Genomic DNA, 16,423 nt, shown 5'->3' on the forward strand with positions numbered 1-16,423 from the left:
ACAACGAAACGACCCAAAGAAAAGGCCCGCCGGATGTGGCGGGCCTTTGATGCTCAGGGATACTCAGGGGCGGTCATCAGTTCTGCGTGGCCTGGATTTTGTCATATCCGGCCGTGAAGCCCTTAAGCGAAATTGCGACAGTCATCTGTTTGTCCGGCGCAACGAAGGGCACGACCTTGATTTCCGCCTTGGCACCGCGTTTCAGTTCGCCGATCTCGTCCGAGGTCAGGCCGATCCGGGCATAGCAGCCCAGCGGATCGCAGACAGAATAGGGGTAGCGACGCGCCTGAGCGCCGTCGATGCTGATGGTCATTTGCGCGGTCAGCAGAACCTCAAGAGGGACGGCGATCACGGCGCCGGCCTCGGCCTGGGCGCCATCGGGCAGACGGAACAGGCGGATATTGGCCAGGGGCTTGCCCTCGGCGTCATAGGCTTCCTGAAACAGCTGGCAGGGCTCGACCGCAGTGCCGGTTTTCAGACACTCCAGTTTCCAATCGCCCGATTCCTCGCGGAAATAGGGCTGGGGCGGGGCCTTGACCTCTTCGCCCATGGTCAGGCCTTCGTCGGCAGGTTTCTCGGCCTCTTGTGCAGTCAGCGGCGCTGCCATCGACAGCATCAGAGCAAAGGGCAGGGCGGCAAAACGATTTTTCATAGGTTTCCCATGTGCAGGTTCCGTTTGAGACAGGGCTTACCATGCCGCTATGGGCCTGTCAGGTCACAAATTCCGGACCAGCCCCCGCAGCGGGCGAAAAACTGCCATCCCGTTGGGGACATTGGGGAATTCAACCCGAGAAAGGGCCATGTAATATGCAGGTAAGAGGCAGGGGCCAAAATCAGGAAAAGGGACCCGGATGGATCCCCTTTCCAATTATTTTGCTCCCCGTCGGACTGGCCGACTTAGTCATTGCTGGGACGCTAGGCCAAAGGCTGGGAATGGTCAACCGGCATTTCAAGGGGCGCGCCCAAAAAAAGACCGCGCTTAGAAAAGCGCGGCCAGTCTGACAGGGAGGAAGTCATCCCAACAGCCAAGAGGACATGTGCCACCGGGATGAATTTCACTGTGGCATAAAAGGGTTAAGAGTGTATTTTCATCCAGAACGGTTATTCAGGGGGCCAGAGTGCAGGATTCAATCTTTATCGGTGGCGGTGGTGAAAATTATGGCACACAGCAGGGATTGACCCTGAAATACGCCAACCGGCACGGGCTGATTGCGGGGGCCACGGGCACCGGCAAGACCGTAACCTTGCAGATCATGGCCGAGGGGTTCTCGGCCGCGGGGGTGCCGGTGTTCATGTCCGATGTCAAAGGCGATCTGTCAGGCATCGCCAAGGCGGGCACGCAGACGTTCAAACTGCACGATGCCTTTGCCGCCCGCGCCGAAAAGATCGGGTTTGACGATTACAGCTACGGCGCCTTTCCCGTCACCTTCTGGGATATGTTCGGCCAGCAGGGCCACCCCGTCCGCACCACCGTGGCGGAAATGGGGCCGCTGCTGCTCAGCCGACTGCTGGAACTGTCCGAAGCCCAGGAAGGCATCCTGAACATCGCTTTCCGCCTGGCCGACGAACAGGGGCTTGCGCTGCTGGATCTGAAGGATTTGCAGGCGCTGCTGGTCTGGCTGGGGGAAAACCGCAAGGACCTGAGCCTGCGCTACGGCAATATCTCCACCGCCTCGATCGGAGCCATTCAGCGCCGTCTGATGGTGCTGGAAAACCAGGGCGCCACCCAGCTGTTCGGTGAACCGGCGCTGGAACTGGCAGACATCATGCGCACCGATCCGGACGGGCGCGGGCGCATCAACATCCTGGCCGCCGATAAGCTGATGGCCTCGCCCCGGCTTTATGCCACCTTCCTGTTGTGGCTGCTGTCCGAACTTTTCGAACAACTCCCCGAGGTGGGCGATCCCGACAAACCCAAGCTGGTGTTTTTCTTCGACGAAGCCCACCTGCTGTTCGAGGACGCCCCCAAGGCGCTGGTCGATAAGGTGGAACAGGTCGCCCGCCTGATCCGGTCAAAGGGCGTGGGTGTCTATTTCATCACGCAAAACCCCGCAGATGTCCCCGAGGATATCCTCGGGCAGCTGGGCAATCGCGTGCAACACGCCCTGCGTGCCTTCACCGCCAAGGATCGCAAGGAATTGCGCATGGCCGCCGAAACCTACCGCGACAACCCGCGCTTCGACACCGAAGAGGCCATCCGCGAGGTCGGCGTCGGCGAGGCCGTGACCTCTTTCTTACAGAAAAAAGGCGTGCCGGGCATTGTCGAACGCACCCTGATCCGCCCGCCCTCGTCGCAACTGGGTCCGATCGATCCCTCCGAACGCAAAGCCCTGATCGACAGCTCTCCGATCGCGGGAAAATACGAAACGCTCAGCGATCGCCACTCGGCCTATGAAATCCTGACAAAACGCGCCCAGGACGCCGCCCGCGCCGCCGAAGAGGCCGAACGCCAGGAAGAAGAGGCCGCCGCCGAGCGCGAATACAAAGCCGCGCGCCGCTATTCCGGCACCCGCGTCACCCGCTCCACCTCGCGCAGTAGCCGCAGCAATTCCCGTGGCGACACCATGGGCGAGGCCCTGGGCAAAGCCCTGATTAAGGAACTCAAAGGCACCACCGGCCGCCGCATCGTCCGCGGCATCCTGGGCAGCCTCTTCAAAGGACGCTAACCTCTGGCGGTGGCCCTTTTATCGGATGTCGGATTATGAGTATTTTTAGCAAGATGAAATGAGAAGAGGCGCCAGCATGTCCCGGCGCCTCTGTTTCTTTCTGATTGCAAATACTCCCGCCGGAGGCGTCCCTCGGGCGCAAATCTGCGCTATTTCTCGGGGATCAGCCCCCGCGGACTGAACCGCAGCACCAGCAACAGGACCACGCCCATCGTCAGCAGCCGCATATGCGCTGCGCTGTCGATCAGATGCTGGCGCAGCCCGCTGTCTTCGGCCATGCCGCTGGTGATGAGCTGCATCAGCCACAGGCCGACGGGCTCGACCTGCACCCATAGGAACCAGATCAGAAAGCCCCCCAGAACCGAGCCCAGATTGTTCCCCGATCCGCCGACAATGACCATCACCCAGATCAGGAAGGTAAAGCGCAGCGGCTGATAGGTGCCAGGGGTCAGTTGCCCGTCCAGTGTGGTCATCATCGCGCCCGCAATCCCGCACACGGCCGAGCCCAGAACGAAGATTTGCAGATGCCGGCGGGTCACGTCCTTGCCCATGGCCTCGGCCGCGGTTTCATTGTCGCGGATCGCGCGCATCATCCGGCCCCAGGGCGAATGCAGCGCCATCTGAGCCATCCACAGGATGATCAGCAGCACCACCGCAAACAGCCCGGCATAGAGCGTCTTGACCCACAGGGTTGAGGCCGTGGTCGGATCCAGCCCCAGCGTGGCGGCGCGTTCGACGAACGAGGCGCTGTTTTGCAGGTCCACCTCATAGGGGACGGGGCGGGGCAGGCCGATCACGTTTTTCACGCCGCGCGCCAGCCAGTCCTCGTTTTTCATCACGGCGATGATGATCTCGGCAATACCCAGCGTCGCAATCGCCAGATAGTCGCTGCGCAGCCCCAGGGCGGTTTTCCCGATTGCCCAGGCCGCGCCCGCCGCCAGCAGGCCTCCGACCGGCCAGGCCAGAAGCACCGGCAGGCCCAGCCCGCCGATATTGCCCGCCGAGGCCGGGTTGATCGCCTCGACCGCGGCAACGCCCGGATCGAACACCCCGCGATAGAGGAAAAATCCGCCGATCAGCACTGCCAGCAACACAGCCGTGCGCAGCAGTCCTTTGGGCATCCGTTGATAGATCAGCGTCGCGGCGGCAATCGTCAGCGCGCCCAGAACCAGCCCGCCGATGATGCCCAATCCGCCCGAAGTCCAGGCCTGGGGGATGGGATCGGTGCTGACCAGAACCGTGGCCAGCCCGCCCAAGGCGACAAAGCCCATCACGCCGACATTGAACAGCCCGGCAAAGCCCCATTGCAGGTTCACCCCCAGCGCCATGATCGCGCTGATCAGCCCCATGTTCAGGATCAGCAGCGCCGAGTTCCAGCTTTGCATCACGCCGGTCAGCACGATCAGCCCGCCGACAATGGCGAACAGGCCCAGTTTCTTTGCTGTATCGCTCATACCGATTTCCCCTTGAACAGGCCGGTGGGTTTGAACAGCAGCACCACCAGAAGAATGGCAAAGCTGACGGCAAATTTGTAATCCGTGGACAAAAGCTGCGCCAGGCTGGACGGCGCCAGCCCCTCGGGCAGCGCATAGCCCAGCACTTTTTTCCAGGCATAGGTGATCGTCACCTCAGAGAAGGCGATGACGAACCCGCCCGCAATCGCGCCCAGCGGATTGCCCAGCCCCCCCACGATGGCCGCCGCAAAGATCGGCAGCAGAAGCTGGAAATAGGTGAAGGGTTTGAAGGTCTTATCCAGCCCATAGAGCGTCCCGGCCACGGTGGCCAAGGCCGCCACGATCAGCCAGGTGATCATCACCACGCGCTCGGGGTTGATGCCTGACAGCAGTGCCAGATCCTCGTTGTCGGAATAGGCGCGCATGGATTTGCCCGTGCGCGTGCGGTTCAGGAACCAGAACAGCGCCGCCACCACGATGACGGCGGTGATCACGGTCAGCCCTTGGGTGGTGCGAATGGCCAGCCCCTCGGGCAGGCCGGTCAGGTTCTTGAATTCGCGCACCGAAATGATGAAGCGCTCCCCATCCAGGAATTTCTGATCGTCCGGCCCGATGATGAACCGCACGACCCCGTTCATGATGAACATCACCCCCATGGACACGATCACCAGAATGACCGGCTTGGCCTTTTGCGCGCGGTAGAATCGGTAAACCGCCCTGTCGGTGAACAGTACCAGTGCCGCGCAGGCCGCGATCCCAAAGGGCAACGCCAGCAGGGCGGTGGGCAGCGGCCCCAGGCTCAGCCCCCAGCTTTGGAACAGCCAGGTGACCAGCACCACCACCATGGTGCCAAAGGCCATCGTATCCCCATGCGCAAAATTCGAGAACCGCAGGATACCGTAAATCAGCGTCACCCCCAGCGCGCCAATCGCCAGCTGGCTGCCATAGGCCACAGCAGGGATCAGCACGAAATTGGCCAGCACGATCAGAGCATTCAGAAACTCCATCAGACCTGTCCCTCACATGTTCCGGTGAATGTCTTGTTGCGGTTGCCCAGATAGGTGAACCGCCCGCCCGCGTGCAGCTGCAACTGGTGCTGCCCGCCAAAAGCCGCCACGCGCCAGTGCTGCGCAGCCCCGGCCATGGGCTCGGCCGGGTAGGGGCCCTGACGGTCAATCCACAGCCGCGTGTACCCGCCCTGGCGCACCAGCTCGATCCTTAACGAGGACGGCGCACACATGCTGCGCGCATCGCCCCGGCATTGTTCCTCGGCGGTGCAGATCACCCCGGCCTGCGCCAGTACCGGCATCACCGCCAGAACAACAGAAAACAAACGTCCCATCGCCTCAGCCCCCCAGGAAACTCTGCCGAACTTCGGGATCGGCCAGCAAATCCTTGCCCGTGCCGGTATGCGCATTCGCCCCCTGCACCAGAACATAGCCCCGATCCGCGATCTCCAGCGCCTGACGCGCGTTCTGTTCCACCATCAGGATGGAAATCCCGGTGCGCGCCACCTCGATGATGCGGTCAAACAGCTCGTCCATCACAATGGGGCTGACCCCGGCCGTCGGCTCATCCAGCAGCAACACCTTGGGCTGGGTCATCAAGGCCCGCCCCACCGCCACCTGCTGACGCTGCCCGCCCGACAATTCGCCGGCCGGCTGGCGCCGCTTGTCCTTGAGGATCGGAAACAGATCATAAACCTGCGCCATCGTATCGGCGAAATCATCGGCGCGGATAAACGCCCCCATCTCCAGGTTTTCCTCGACCGTCATCGAGGTAAAAATATTGTGGGTCTGCGGCACGAACCCCATCCCCTTGATCACCCGATCCTGAGGGCTCAGCCCCGTAATATCCTCCCCATCCAGCCGGACCGAGCCCCGCCGCAGGTTCAACATCCCAAAGGTCGCCTTCATCGCCGTGGATTTGCCCGCGCCATTAGGCCCCACGATGACAGCAATCTGCCCCCTGTTCACCGCAATCGTGCAATCATGCAGAATATCGGGCCCGGTCTTGCCATAGCCGCCGGTCATGCTGTCCCCGATCAAGAAAGCCTCACCCGAATGCACCCGCGCACCCGTCCCCGGCGCAGGCTGCATCTCGCCCCCCCCTTCCGGATTGGTGATCGAGGCATCCTTGTTCCCATGATCGTCCTGATAAGGGTTCTTGCTCAAACGCCCAGCCCTTCTTTTTGATGAAAATACTCCGGGGTCTGGGGCAGAGCCCCAGCGCCTGCCAGCCCAAACCGCCCGTTAATCATCCAAGCCCCTCGCCAGCTCATACGCCCACCTTGTCCTTGTTCTTCAACCCTGTGCCCAGATAGGCCTCAATCACCTGCTCATTGGCCTTGATCTCGGCCAGGCTCCCCTCGGCCAGAACCTTGCCCTCGGCCATGCAGATCACCGGGTTGCAGATTTTCTCGATGAAATCCATGTCATGCTCGATCACGACAAAGGTATAGCCGCGCTCTTCGTTCAGCTGTTTGATCGCATCGGCGATGGTGTACAGCAGCGTGCGGTTCACGCCCGCGCCCACCTCGTCCAGGAACACGATCTTGGCGTCCACCATCATCGTGCGGCCCAGCTCCAGCAGTTTTTTCTGCCCGCCGGACACCTCGGCTGCCTTCAGATCGGCAATATGTTCGATCGTCAGGAATTCCAGCACCTCATCGGCCTTGGCGCGCAGGGCGCGTTCCTCATCGGCGATGCGTTTGCGGCCGAACCAGGTGTTCCACAGGGTTTCGCCTGACTGCCCGCCCGGCACCATCATCAGGTTTTCCCGGCAGGTCATCGAGCCAAACTCATGCGCAATCTGGAACGTGCGCAGCAACCCCTTGTGGAACAGGTCATGCGGCGGCAGGCCGGTAATGTCCTCGCCATCCATCAGCACCCGGCCGCTGGTGGGCGGCAGCACCCCCGCGATCACGTTGAACAGCGTGGTCTTGCCCGCGCCATTGGGGCCGATCAGCCCGGTGATTGATCCGCTTTCAATGGTCAGAGACGCGCCATCCACAGCGCGAAATCCGCCAAAGTGCTTATGAAGGTCTTCGACGACAATCATAGGCATCCCCCGTCCTGATGCGCGTTTTTGCGCTGTTATTATGAAACAGCCCGGCAAATGGCCGGGCTGTCTCGGATCGTCAAGCGTGACTTAGCGGTATTTGACCGTGGTCAGTTTGCCGCCCTGAACTTCGATCTCGCGGTAACCGCCAGCGGCTTCGCCGGGGCCGATCAGTTCCACGGCGGTGGCGCCCACATAGTCGATCTCGCCGCCTGCGGTCAGGATTTCCAGCGCCTTGCCCAGCTCACCGGGATAGATTTTCTCACCAGGTGCGTTGGCCACATCCATGATCTTGGCTTTGTAATCGCCTGCCTCGGCCGAGCCAGCCGCCTGCATCGCCAGCAAGATCAGCGCGGCCGCGTCATAGCTTTCGCCCACATAGGGGCCGTCACCGCCTTCGATGCCGGCGTCTGCGATCATCTTGGCCATCATGGCCGCGCCTTCGCTTTCGGTGCCGGGCACGGTGCCGATCGAGCCGTCGATCTCATCGCCGAAGGTTTCCTCAAGCGCCGAGCCGATCATGCCATCGGGCAGCACGAAGGTTTCAAAGGCACCGGCATCCAGCGCGGCGCGGATCACACCGGGGCCGCCCTGATCGACATAGCCGGCCACAACCAGCGCATCGCCGCCAGCCGCCGCCAGCGCGCCCACTTCGGCCGAGTAATCCGCCTTGCCGTCCTCATGCGCGGCGGTGGTGGTCACGGTGCCGCCCGCAGCCGCATAGGCCGCGGCAAAGCTGTCGGCCAGGCCCTTACCATAGTCGTTGTTGGTATAGGTCACGGCAACGGATTTGATGCCTTTTTCCATCAGCACATCGGCCAGCACCTGCCCCTGACGCGCATCCGAGGGCGCGGTGCGGAAGAACAGGCCGTTGTCCTCGGCTGCCGACAGCGCCGGCGAGGTGGCCGAGGGGCTGATCATCACGATACCGTTGGGCACGGCGACATTGGCCAGAACGGCCCCCGTCACACCCGAGCAATCGGCCCCCATGATGCCCTTCACCCCATCCGAGGTGATCAGACGTTCAGCCGCTGCGGTGGCCGCGCCGGCATCCACGCAGGTCGAATCCGCGCGCACTGGCTCGACATGTTTGCCGCCCAGCAGTTTGTGGCTTTCGGTGACTTCGCTCATGGCCAGCTCGGCACCGGCGGCCATGGCCGGGGTCAGCGATTCAATCGGGCCGGTAAAGCCCAGGATAACGCCCAGTTTCACGGCATTGCCATGCCCATCCGCCATTGCGGTGCCGGCCAGCAGGGCGGTTGCGGCCGTAGCCATCAGAAATTTTTTCATGTCATACTCCCAAGATTGGAACATTCGTCCGAGCAAGAGCCTAGACCTCGTGTTTAAAAAAGAAAAGCGCCTTTCGGGCCGGGTATTTCATAAGGATTACACCTGACTGACTGGCTTTTTTGACCGCGCGGTCTAGCTGACTTGGGGGAAAGGGGATCGCAATGCCCAAACCGTTCACACCTGTTCTGAACCTGTGCCGCGGGGTGGCGATTGCCGTGGCCGCTTTGGCTGCGCTGCCCGCGCTGGCGCAGTACCGGGTAACGCTTGTGGCCGAGGGCTTCTTCGTTCCCTGGGCGCTGGATTTCCTGCCGGGCGGCGCGATGCTGGTGACGGACCGCGAGGGCACGCTGTGGCAGGTCGCACAGGACGGCAGCAAACATGCGATTCAGGGCCTGCCTGAAATGGCGATCGAGGGGCAGGGCGGGCTGCTGGATGTGGCCGTTGCGCGGGATTTCGCGACAACGCGACGGATTTACCTGAGCTATGCCAAATCTCAGGGGCGCGGATCGGGGACGGCTTTGGCCCGTGCGGTGCTGCCCCAGGGCGCAACGCGGCTAACCCAGGTGCAGGAAATCTTCCAGATCAGCCCCGGCAGCCGGGGCGGGCGGCATTTTGGCGGCCGGATTGTCGAGACCCCCGATGGCGCGCTTTTCCTGACAATCGGAGAGCGCGCAGACCGGCCCTCGGCGCAGGATCTGACGCGCCATAATGGCAGCGTGATCCGCATTCACCCCGATGGCACCCCCGTCGGAGCCGGCCTGCCCGGCGCGTTGCCGGAAATCTGGTCTTACGGGCATCGAAATCCGCAGGGGGCGGCGCTGGACAGTCAGGGGCGGTTATGGGTCAGCGAACATGGCGCGCGCGGCGGGGATGAGGTGAACCTGATCAAGCGCGGGGCGAATTACGGCTGGCCCGTGATCGCTTATGGGCGGCATTATTCGGGCCTGCGCATCGGAGAAGGCACGCACAAAGAGGGCATGGAGCAGCCTGAACTTTACTGGGATCCGTCGATTGCGCCTTCGGGGCTGACCTTCTATGACGGGGCGCTATTCCCCGACTGGCGCGGCGATGCTTTTGTCGGCTCGCTGAAATTCGACTATATCGCGCGCCTGTCTGGGCAGCCTCTGCAAGAGGTCGCGCAGATCAAAACGCCTGAAACCCTGCGCGTGCGGGATGTGCAGACCGGACCGGACGGCGCGCTGTGGTTCCTCAGCGAGGGGCAGGGCGCGCTCTATCGGATCGTACCGGATTAAGCGCTGGATTTCGCCCCGTGGCTGCCGCGCTCGCGGTAGGGGGTGGTGTCGTAATGCGCGCGGTAGCATTTCGAAAAATGCGAGGGCGAGGCAAACCCACAGGCTAGCGCCACGTTGATCACGCTCATGTCCGTCTGCATCAGCAGGTTACGGGCCTTTTGCAGGCGCAGTTCCATATAATAGCGCTTGGGCGAGCGGTTCAGGTAGCGGCGGAACAGCCGCTCCAGCTGCCGCGTGGACATGCCCACCTGGCTGGCCAGAACGGCGGGGCTGATCGGATCCTCGATATTGGCCTCCATCTTCTGGATGACCTGCGCCAGTTTGGGATGGCGCACGCCGATCCGGGTGGGGGTGGACAGGCGCTGCGCGTCCTTATCCGTCCGGATCGAGCTGTAAATCTGCTGATCGGCCACGCCATTGGCCAGCTCTTGCCCGTAATCGGCGGCGATGAAATGCAGCATCAGATCAATAGAGGACGTCCCCCCCGCCGTGCTGAACCGATTGCCATCAATCACGAAAACCCGCTTGGTCAGGTGCACGTCGTGGAATTCCTCGGCAAAGCTGTCCTGATTTTCCCAATGGATCGTCGCGCGTTTTTCCGAGATCAGCCCCGCGCGCGCCAACGCATAGGTGGCCGTGCACAGCCCGCCCATCATCAGCCCCCGGCGGGCCTCGCGGCGCATCCAGGACAGCAGTTTGCGGGTCACCGCGTCCTGAATATTCAGCCCGCCGCAGATCAGCACCGTGTCGTCGCGGGACAGCTCGCACAGGTCATCGTCCAGGTTCATCTCGACCCCCGAGGAGCAGCGCATGGTCTGCCCGCCCTCGCCAATCAGCGTCCAGCTGTACAGCTCTTTGCCGGCCATCTGGTTGGCCAGGCGCAGACTGTCCAGCGCCGAGGCAAAACTCAGCAGCGTAAAATTCGGAAGCAGGACGAAAACGAAGCGGCGTGGCTTGCTGGTAAGCGGCGCAACATCCACAGACGGGAGTGTGTCTTCCATTCGGGGCCTTTCAAGAATCTGAACGAAAGTATCAGCACCTTTGCCCCACCCGTTCAAGAGCCCGCAAACACAACCGCCCAATGTCGTAGAAGTTTCGCGCAATTCTGTGTGGCGCATGGGCAGGGGCTTCTGTATAGAAGAACGACCGAAATCAGGACCAACCGGAGTGGAACGATGAGTGAGTGGCAAAAAACCAGCTGGCGCAGCAAGCCCAGGGTTCAGATGCCCGACTATACGGACGCGGCAGCCCTGACCGCCGTCGAGTCGCAGCTGTCGAAATATCCGCCCCTGGTTTTTGCCGGTGAGGCACGCAAGCTGAAGGAGTCTCTGGCGGCTGCCTCGCGCGGCGAGGCCTTTTTGCTGCAAGGCGGCGATTGCGCCGAAAGCTTCGATCAGTTCAGCGCCAATGCGATCCGCGATACGTTCAAGGTGATGTTGCAGATGGCGATGGTGCTGACCTATGGCGCCAAGGTGCCGGTGATCAAGGTCGGCCGTATGGCGGGCCAATTCGCCAAGCCGCGCTCGGCGCCCACGGAGACCGTGGATGGCGTGGAACTGCCCAGCTATCGCGGCGACATCATCAACGAGCTGGATTTCACCTCGGACGCACGTATCCCGGACCCGGCCAAGATGCTGCAAGCCTATACGCAATCGGCGGCCACGCTGAACCTGCTGCGCGCCTTCAGCACCGGCGGTTACGCGGATGTGCATCAGGTGCACCAGTGGACGCTGGGCTTTACCGAAGGGGAAAAGGCCGCGAAATATCGCGAAATGGCCAACCGGATCAGCGACACGCTGGACTTTATGAAGGCCGCGGGCGTGGACAGCACGCGCACCAACGCGCTGCAAACCGTCAGCTTCTACACCAGCCATGAATCGCTGCTGCTGGAATACGAAGAGGCGCTGACCCGGATGGATTCGACCTCTGGCAAATGGCTGGCTGGCTCGGGTCATATGCTGTGGATCGGCGATCGTACCCGTCAGCCCGATGGCGCGCATGTGGAATTCCTCAGCGGTGTCATGAACCCGATCGGTCTGAAATGCGGTCCCACCACCACGGCCGAGGATCTGAAGGTTCTGATGAACAAACTGAACCCGGAAAACGAGGCGGGCCGCCTGACCCTGATCGCGCGTTTCGGCGCGGGCAAAGTGGGCGAACACCTGCCGCGTCTGATCAAAACCGTGCAGGAAGAGGGCGCCAATGTCGTCTGGTCCTGTGACCCGATGCATGGCAACACGATCAAGTCGGCCTCGGGCTATAAAACCCGGCCCTTCGATAGCGTGCTGCGCGAGGTTCAGGAATTCTTTGCCATCCACCGCGCCGAAGGGACCGTTCCCGGCGGCGTGCATTTCGAGATGACCGGCCAGGACGTGACCGAATGCACCGGCGGCGTGCGCGCTGTCACCGAAGAGGATCTCTCGGCCCGGTATCACACTGCATGTGACCCGCGCCTGAATGCCTCGCAATCGCTGGAACTGGCTTTCCTCGTGGCCGAGGAACTGTCCGCGCTGCGCGATGAAAAGCAGGCCGAAGCGGTTTAAGACCGCCTCATAATATATTGAAAAGGCGCGCTTTAATTGGCGCGCCTTTTTTTGTCAGACTGGCTTTTGCAAACTGGTTTTCCGATCTAGTCGTCGGTTTTGACCAGTCGCAGATAGGGCTGATCGTGCATGCCCTGCGCACGGCGTTGATCGGGCCGGTCAAAAGGCTGAGGCGTCTCGGCGAAACTGTAAACCCTCTGCTCTTGCTTGGCCGCGCGCGGCAGCGGAACGGCCCCGTCCAGCGGGCGCAATTGCTGCGATGTCATGGTGAACCGGCGCGGCGCGCGGCCGATTTTCCCGTGGACCGACAGACACCCCAGAGCACGGGTGATCCGGTTTTCCGTATCTGTCAGCGGCAGGATCAGCAGCCGCGCCTCGCATTTCGGTTTGCCCAGGGCGCGCTCGGCGCTCAGGTCGGCCACCAGTTTCGCGGGCGCGGTGAAAACCTGCTCCAGATAATCGGCGAAACGGGCGCGGGTTTGCGGCGCCATGAAGCTGGAAAAGGGCATTCCGCGCACTTCCATTCCCATCAGATCGTTCAGATCGTGGCCCGCCAGACGAATGCGCGCGATGCCCGGCGCGATCCGTTCCAGCAGGAACACAGAGGACAGGGCCCCCTCGATCCCGCGCGGGTCGATCTCCAGCCGGGCGGGCACCTGACGCGAGCCCTTCAGCGCCGTCCAATAGGCATCCACCTCGGCAATTTCAGGAAAACGGTTCTGCATCAGATGCTGGCCGATCTCGACAACATTGGTTCCGTTGCGCCCAGCATCATGCCCATTATACCCACCGAAAAACATCTCTTTCACCCACGGTTTCATGCCCCACCAGAGGCGTGAAACCATTTGTTAAGAATGGTTACACGCCCAAAGGTTACCCAAGGATTAATATAGGCCGGTTTCGCTAAAATTGCTCTTGAAATCGCGTCAAATGGTTAACCCCTCGTGCAGCGGGTTGCCCCGCCTGGGCAAAATGGCTAGGGCTGTGCCCAGCCAGAAAAAGGAGAGCGCCTTGACCCATTCGATGACCGGATTTGCCTCGGGGACGGGTGAGAAAGCACCTTTCAGCTGGACGTGGGAGCTGCGCTCGGTCAATGCCAAGGGGCTGGATCTGCGGCTGCGGGTGCCCGATTGGATTGATGGTCTGGAGCCCGCCCTGCGCGCGGTTCTGGGCAAATCCATGGGGCGCGGCAGCGTGTCCCTGTCGCTGAAGCTCGCCCGCGAGGAACGCGCCGGAGCGCTGGCCGTGAATGCGGAAATTCTGGCCTCGGTTCTGGACGGTCTGCAACAGGTCAGCCAGGCGGCGGATGCGGCGGGGCTGCCGCTGTCTCGGGCCAGTGCGGCGGATGTTCTGGCGGTCAAGGGCGTTCTGGAAACCCGCAGCGATGACGATGACATTGCGGCGCTGAAGCGGGCCCTGCTGGCGGATTTCGACCGCGTTCTGACGCAGTTTTTGCAGATGCGGGCGACCGAGGGGCAGGCCCTGAACGGCATCTTGGCGGGGCAGATCGTGCAGATCGCGGATTTGGTGGCGCAGGCCACCACCGCCGTGACCGCCCGCAAAACGGACATGGAGCGCGCGCTGCGCACCGCCCTTGAGAAGGTCACGCATTCGGTGGCCGAGGTGGATGAGACCCGCGTCGCCCAGGAACTGGCGCTGATCGCCGTCAAATCCGATGTCACCGAAGAATTGGACCGCCTGACCGCGCATATCGAGGCCGCGCGCGCGTTGCTGGCGCAGAAGGGGCCGGTGGGGCGCAAGTTCGATTTCCTGATGCAGGAATTCAACCGCGAGGCCAATACGCTGTGCTCGAAATCGCAAAACGTGGATCTGACCCGCATCGGGCTGGAACTGAAAACCGTCATCGACCAGATGCGCGAACAAGTGCAAAACGTGGAGTAACCCGATGAAAAGACGTGGCCTTTTGATCATCTTGTCGTCGCCCTCGGGGGCGGGGAAATCCACCCTGACGGGGCGTCTGCGCGCCTGGGATCCTGAGATTAACTTCTCGGTCTCGGCCACCACCCGCGATCCGCGCCCCGGCGAGCTCAACGGCGAGCATTACCATTTCATGACCCAGGATGAGTTCAAGGCCACCGTCCACGCGGACGGGATGCTGGAACACGCGCAGGTCTTTGGCAATTACTATGGCTCGCCCAAGGCGCCGGTTCAGGCCGCAATCGAAAACGGCAAGGACGTGCTGTTCGATATCGACTGGCAGGGCGCGCAGCAGATCACCAACTCGTCCTTGGCCGCGCATGTGCTGTCGATTTTCATCCTGCCGCCCTCGATCACGGAGCTGCACCGCCGTCTGGTCAGCCGCGGCCAGGACAGCGCCGAGGTGATCGCCAAACGCATGGCCAAAAGCTGGGACGAGATCAGCCACTGGGGCAGCTACGATTATGTGCTGGTCAATGACGATTTGGACAAGACAGCCGAAGAGCTGAAGACTATCGTAGCGGCAACCCGGATGCGCCGGGTTCAGCAGCCCGTGCTGGTGGATCACGTGCGCCAATTGCAAACGGAATTCGAGGAACTGCAATGACACTCTATGCGCTGAACGGAAAGACACCCGAGCTGCCCGAAAACGGGGATGTCTGGGTGGCGCCCGACGCCAATGTGGTGGGGAATGTGCGGCTGGGGCAGGGGGCCTCGGTCTGGTTCGGCTGCACGCTGCGCGGAGATAACGAACTGATCGACATCGGGGATGGTTCCAACGTGCAGGAAAACACGGTGATGCACACGGATGCGGGCTATCCGCTAAGCATCGGGGAGAATTGCACCATCGGGCACAAAGCGATGCTGCATGGCTGCACGATCGGGGATAATTCGCTGATCGGGATGGGCGCAACGGTGCTGAATGGGGCCAGGATCGGCAAGAACTGCCTGATCGGCGCGAATGCTCTGATCACCGAAGGCAAGGAAATCCCCGATGGCAGTCTGGTCATGGGCTCGCCCGGCAAAGTGGTGCGCCAGCTGGACGAGGCCGCAATCCAGCGCCTGACGCTGAGCGCGCTGCATTATCAGGAAAACATGCGCCGGTTCCGTGATGGGCTGACCGCTCTTTGAACGGGTCCAGAGGGCAGCGAATTTAGGGCAGACATGAGCGACACTCTTATCACCGATACGCTGACGGCCATTCCCATGCCCGCTTTGCTGGTGGCCACCGGGGACCGGATCGTTGCGGGAAATGCAGCGGCGGCCAAGCTGCTAGAGACAGATGCGCTGGCCGACCGGCACCTGCTGACGGTACTGCGCCAGCCCTCGGTTCTGGACGCGATCGAGGCCTGCCGTGCCAGTAACAAACCGCGCACCACACGCTATCTGACCACCCAGGGGCGCAATGACATGACCTTTCGGGTGCATTGCGGATATATCCGGGATACGGATCGCGCCGGGGTTCTTGTCACATTCGAGGACATCACCCATCTGGAAGCCGCCGAGCAGATGCGCCGCGATTTCGTCGCCAATGTCAGCCATGAACTGCGCACGCCCCTGACCGCGCTGCTGGGGTTTATCGAAACGCTACAGGGGCCGGCCAGGGACGATGCCGCTGCCCGAGACCGCTTTCTGGGGATCATGTCCAACGAGGCCGGGCGGATGAACCGCCTGGTGCGCGATCTGCTGTCGCTCAGCCAGGTCGAGGCCCAGGAACGCGTGCGCCCCGAAGAGACGGTCAACCTGGGCGATCTGATCACCTCGGTGCTGCGCAATCTGCAACCTGTGGCCGAGGCCGCCAATGTCACGATGCGCGCCGATATGCCGGCCGATCCGGTGCACTTGCCGGCCGATACCGATCAAATTCGGCAGGTGCTGACCAATCTGGCGGAAAATGCGATCAAATATGGCGGGCCGGATGGCACGGTGACGCTCAGCTTGTCCACGATGGATCGGGATCCGGCTTTGCGCGCCCCGGCTGCGCGGGTGACGGTGCAGGATACCGGCCCCGGAATCGACCCGATTCACCTGCCGCGCCTGACCGAACGGTTTTACCGCGTTGACAGTCACCGCTCGCGCGAGATGGGGGGCACGGGGCTGGGGCTGGCGATTGTGAAACATATTATCAACCGGCACCGCGGACGACTGAAGATCGAAAGCGAGCTGGAAAAGGGCAGTCGTTTTACTGTCATATTGCCGCTCTGAGCGGGGCGTGGCTG

The 16,423-nt window shown here is 62.1% G+C and carries 16 protein-coding genes; 7 read left to right on the forward strand and 9 right to left on the reverse strand.

The genetic code is table 11. From position 1 onward, the window contains the following. Window positions 1-76: 76 nt before the first annotated feature. Window positions 77-652: an invasion associated locus B family protein gene (locus ACP15O_RS12635; protein WP_425096460.1), complete on the reverse strand. Its 576-nt coding sequence runs from the start codon at window positions 650-652 to the stop codon at window positions 77-79. Window positions 653-1,118: 466 nt separating this feature from the next. Here ACP15O_RS12635 and ACP15O_RS12640 point away from each other — a divergent pair, with 466 nt between their 5' ends. Further along, window positions 1,119-2,666, forward strand: a complete 1,548-nt coding sequence (locus tag ACP15O_RS12640; RefSeq protein ID WP_425096461.1) for a helicase HerA-like domain-containing protein — start codon at window positions 1,119-1,121, stop codon at window positions 2,664-2,666. Between the two features lie 149 nt (window positions 2,667-2,815). On the opposite strand, the gene ACP15O_RS12645 is transcribed toward ACP15O_RS12640, so the two are convergent. The 6 genes from ACP15O_RS12645 to ACP15O_RS12670 form a co-directional block, all read right to left on the reverse strand. Beyond that, a complete protein-coding gene (locus ACP15O_RS12645) occupies window positions 2,816-4,120 on the reverse strand; it encodes a branched-chain amino acid ABC transporter permease (protein ID WP_425096463.1) in 1,305 nt (434 codons plus the stop codon). After that, a complete protein-coding gene (locus ACP15O_RS12650) occupies window positions 4,117-5,127 on the reverse strand; it encodes a branched-chain amino acid ABC transporter permease (RefSeq protein WP_425096464.1) in 1,011 nt (336 codons plus the stop codon). The genes ACP15O_RS12645 and ACP15O_RS12650 overlap by 4 nt, the downstream gene beginning before the upstream one ends. Then, window positions 5,127-5,462 (reverse strand): hypothetical protein, encoded by a 336-nt coding sequence (locus ACP15O_RS12655; RefSeq protein ID WP_425096466.1) that lies wholly within the window; start codon window positions 5,460-5,462, stop codon window positions 5,127-5,129. Before ACP15O_RS12655 ends, ACP15O_RS12650 begins: the two co-directional genes overlap by 1 nt. Before the next feature lie 4 nt (window positions 5,463-5,466). Then, complete coding sequence (locus tag ACP15O_RS12660) at window positions 5,467-6,294, reverse strand: ABC transporter ATP-binding protein (RefSeq protein WP_425096467.1); 828 nt, start codon at window positions 6,292-6,294, stop codon at window positions 5,467-5,469. Window positions 6,295-6,397: 103 nt separating this feature from the next. Next, window positions 6,398-7,180: an ABC transporter ATP-binding protein gene (locus ACP15O_RS12665; RefSeq protein WP_425096627.1), complete on the reverse strand. Its 783-nt coding sequence runs from the start codon at window positions 7,178-7,180 to the stop codon at window positions 6,398-6,400. A 90-nt stretch (window positions 7,181-7,270) separates the two neighbouring features. Continuing rightward, window positions 7,271-8,470 (reverse strand): ABC transporter substrate-binding protein, encoded by a 1,200-nt coding sequence (locus tag ACP15O_RS12670; protein WP_425096468.1) that lies wholly within the window; start codon window positions 8,468-8,470, stop codon window positions 7,271-7,273. A gap of 161 nt (window positions 8,471-8,631) precedes the next feature. Here ACP15O_RS12670 and ACP15O_RS12675 point away from each other — a divergent pair, with 161 nt between their 5' ends. After that, window positions 8,632-9,723: a PQQ-dependent sugar dehydrogenase gene (locus tag ACP15O_RS12675; RefSeq protein ID WP_425096469.1), complete on the forward strand. Its 1,092-nt coding sequence runs from the start codon at window positions 8,632-8,634 to the stop codon at window positions 9,721-9,723. Here the strand turns inward: ACP15O_RS12675 and ACP15O_RS12680 are convergent. Further along, window positions 9,720-10,724: a GlxA family transcriptional regulator gene (locus tag ACP15O_RS12680; protein ID WP_425096470.1), complete on the reverse strand. Its 1,005-nt coding sequence runs from the start codon at window positions 10,722-10,724 to the stop codon at window positions 9,720-9,722. The two genes, ACP15O_RS12675 and ACP15O_RS12680, sit on opposite strands and share 4 nt — an antisense overlap. A gap of 174 nt (window positions 10,725-10,898) precedes the next feature. Here ACP15O_RS12680 and ACP15O_RS12685 point away from each other — a divergent pair, with 174 nt between their 5' ends. Next, window positions 10,899-12,266 (forward strand): class II 3-deoxy-7-phosphoheptulonate synthase, encoded by a 1,368-nt coding sequence (locus tag ACP15O_RS12685; protein ID WP_425096471.1) that lies wholly within the window; start codon window positions 10,899-10,901, stop codon window positions 12,264-12,266. An 86-nt stretch (window positions 12,267-12,352) separates the two neighbouring features. On the opposite strand, the gene ACP15O_RS12690 is transcribed toward ACP15O_RS12685, so the two are convergent. Then, window positions 12,353-13,066, reverse strand: a complete 714-nt coding sequence (locus ACP15O_RS12690) for a PAS domain-containing protein (protein ID WP_425096628.1) — start codon at window positions 13,064-13,066, stop codon at window positions 12,353-12,355. Between the two features lie 211 nt (window positions 13,067-13,277). On the opposite strand from ACP15O_RS12690, the gene ACP15O_RS12695 reads away from it, so the two are divergent. The 4 genes from ACP15O_RS12695 to ACP15O_RS12710 are packed head-to-tail and all read left to right on the forward strand — an operon-like array spanning window position 13,278 to window position 16,409. Next, entirely contained in the window at window positions 13,278-14,168 is an 891-nt protein-coding gene (locus ACP15O_RS12695) for a YicC/YloC family endoribonuclease (RefSeq protein WP_425096472.1), read from the forward strand. Window positions 14,169-14,172: 4 nt separating this feature from the next. Beyond that, the gene (gene gmk, locus ACP15O_RS12700) at window positions 14,173-14,811 is read left to right on the forward strand and encodes a guanylate kinase (protein WP_425096473.1); all 639 of its coding nucleotides are present in this window, start codon (window positions 14,173-14,175) and stop codon (window positions 14,809-14,811) included. Further along, entirely contained in the window at window positions 14,808-15,335 is a 528-nt protein-coding gene (locus tag ACP15O_RS12705; RefSeq protein ID WP_425096474.1) for a gamma carbonic anhydrase family protein, read from the forward strand. The genes gmk and ACP15O_RS12705 overlap by 4 nt, the downstream gene beginning before the upstream one ends. Before the next feature lie 33 nt (window positions 15,336-15,368). Then, entirely contained in the window at window positions 15,369-16,409 is a 1,041-nt protein-coding gene (locus ACP15O_RS12710) for a sensor histidine kinase (RefSeq protein ID WP_425096475.1), read from the forward strand. The last annotated feature ends 14 nt before the right edge of the window (window positions 16,410-16,423 follow it).

This window comes from Youngimonas ophiurae (nom. illeg.), from assembly GCF_049803795.1.
Taxonomy (GTDB): domain Bacteria; phylum Pseudomonadota; class Alphaproteobacteria; order Rhodobacterales; family Rhodobacteraceae; genus Thalassobius.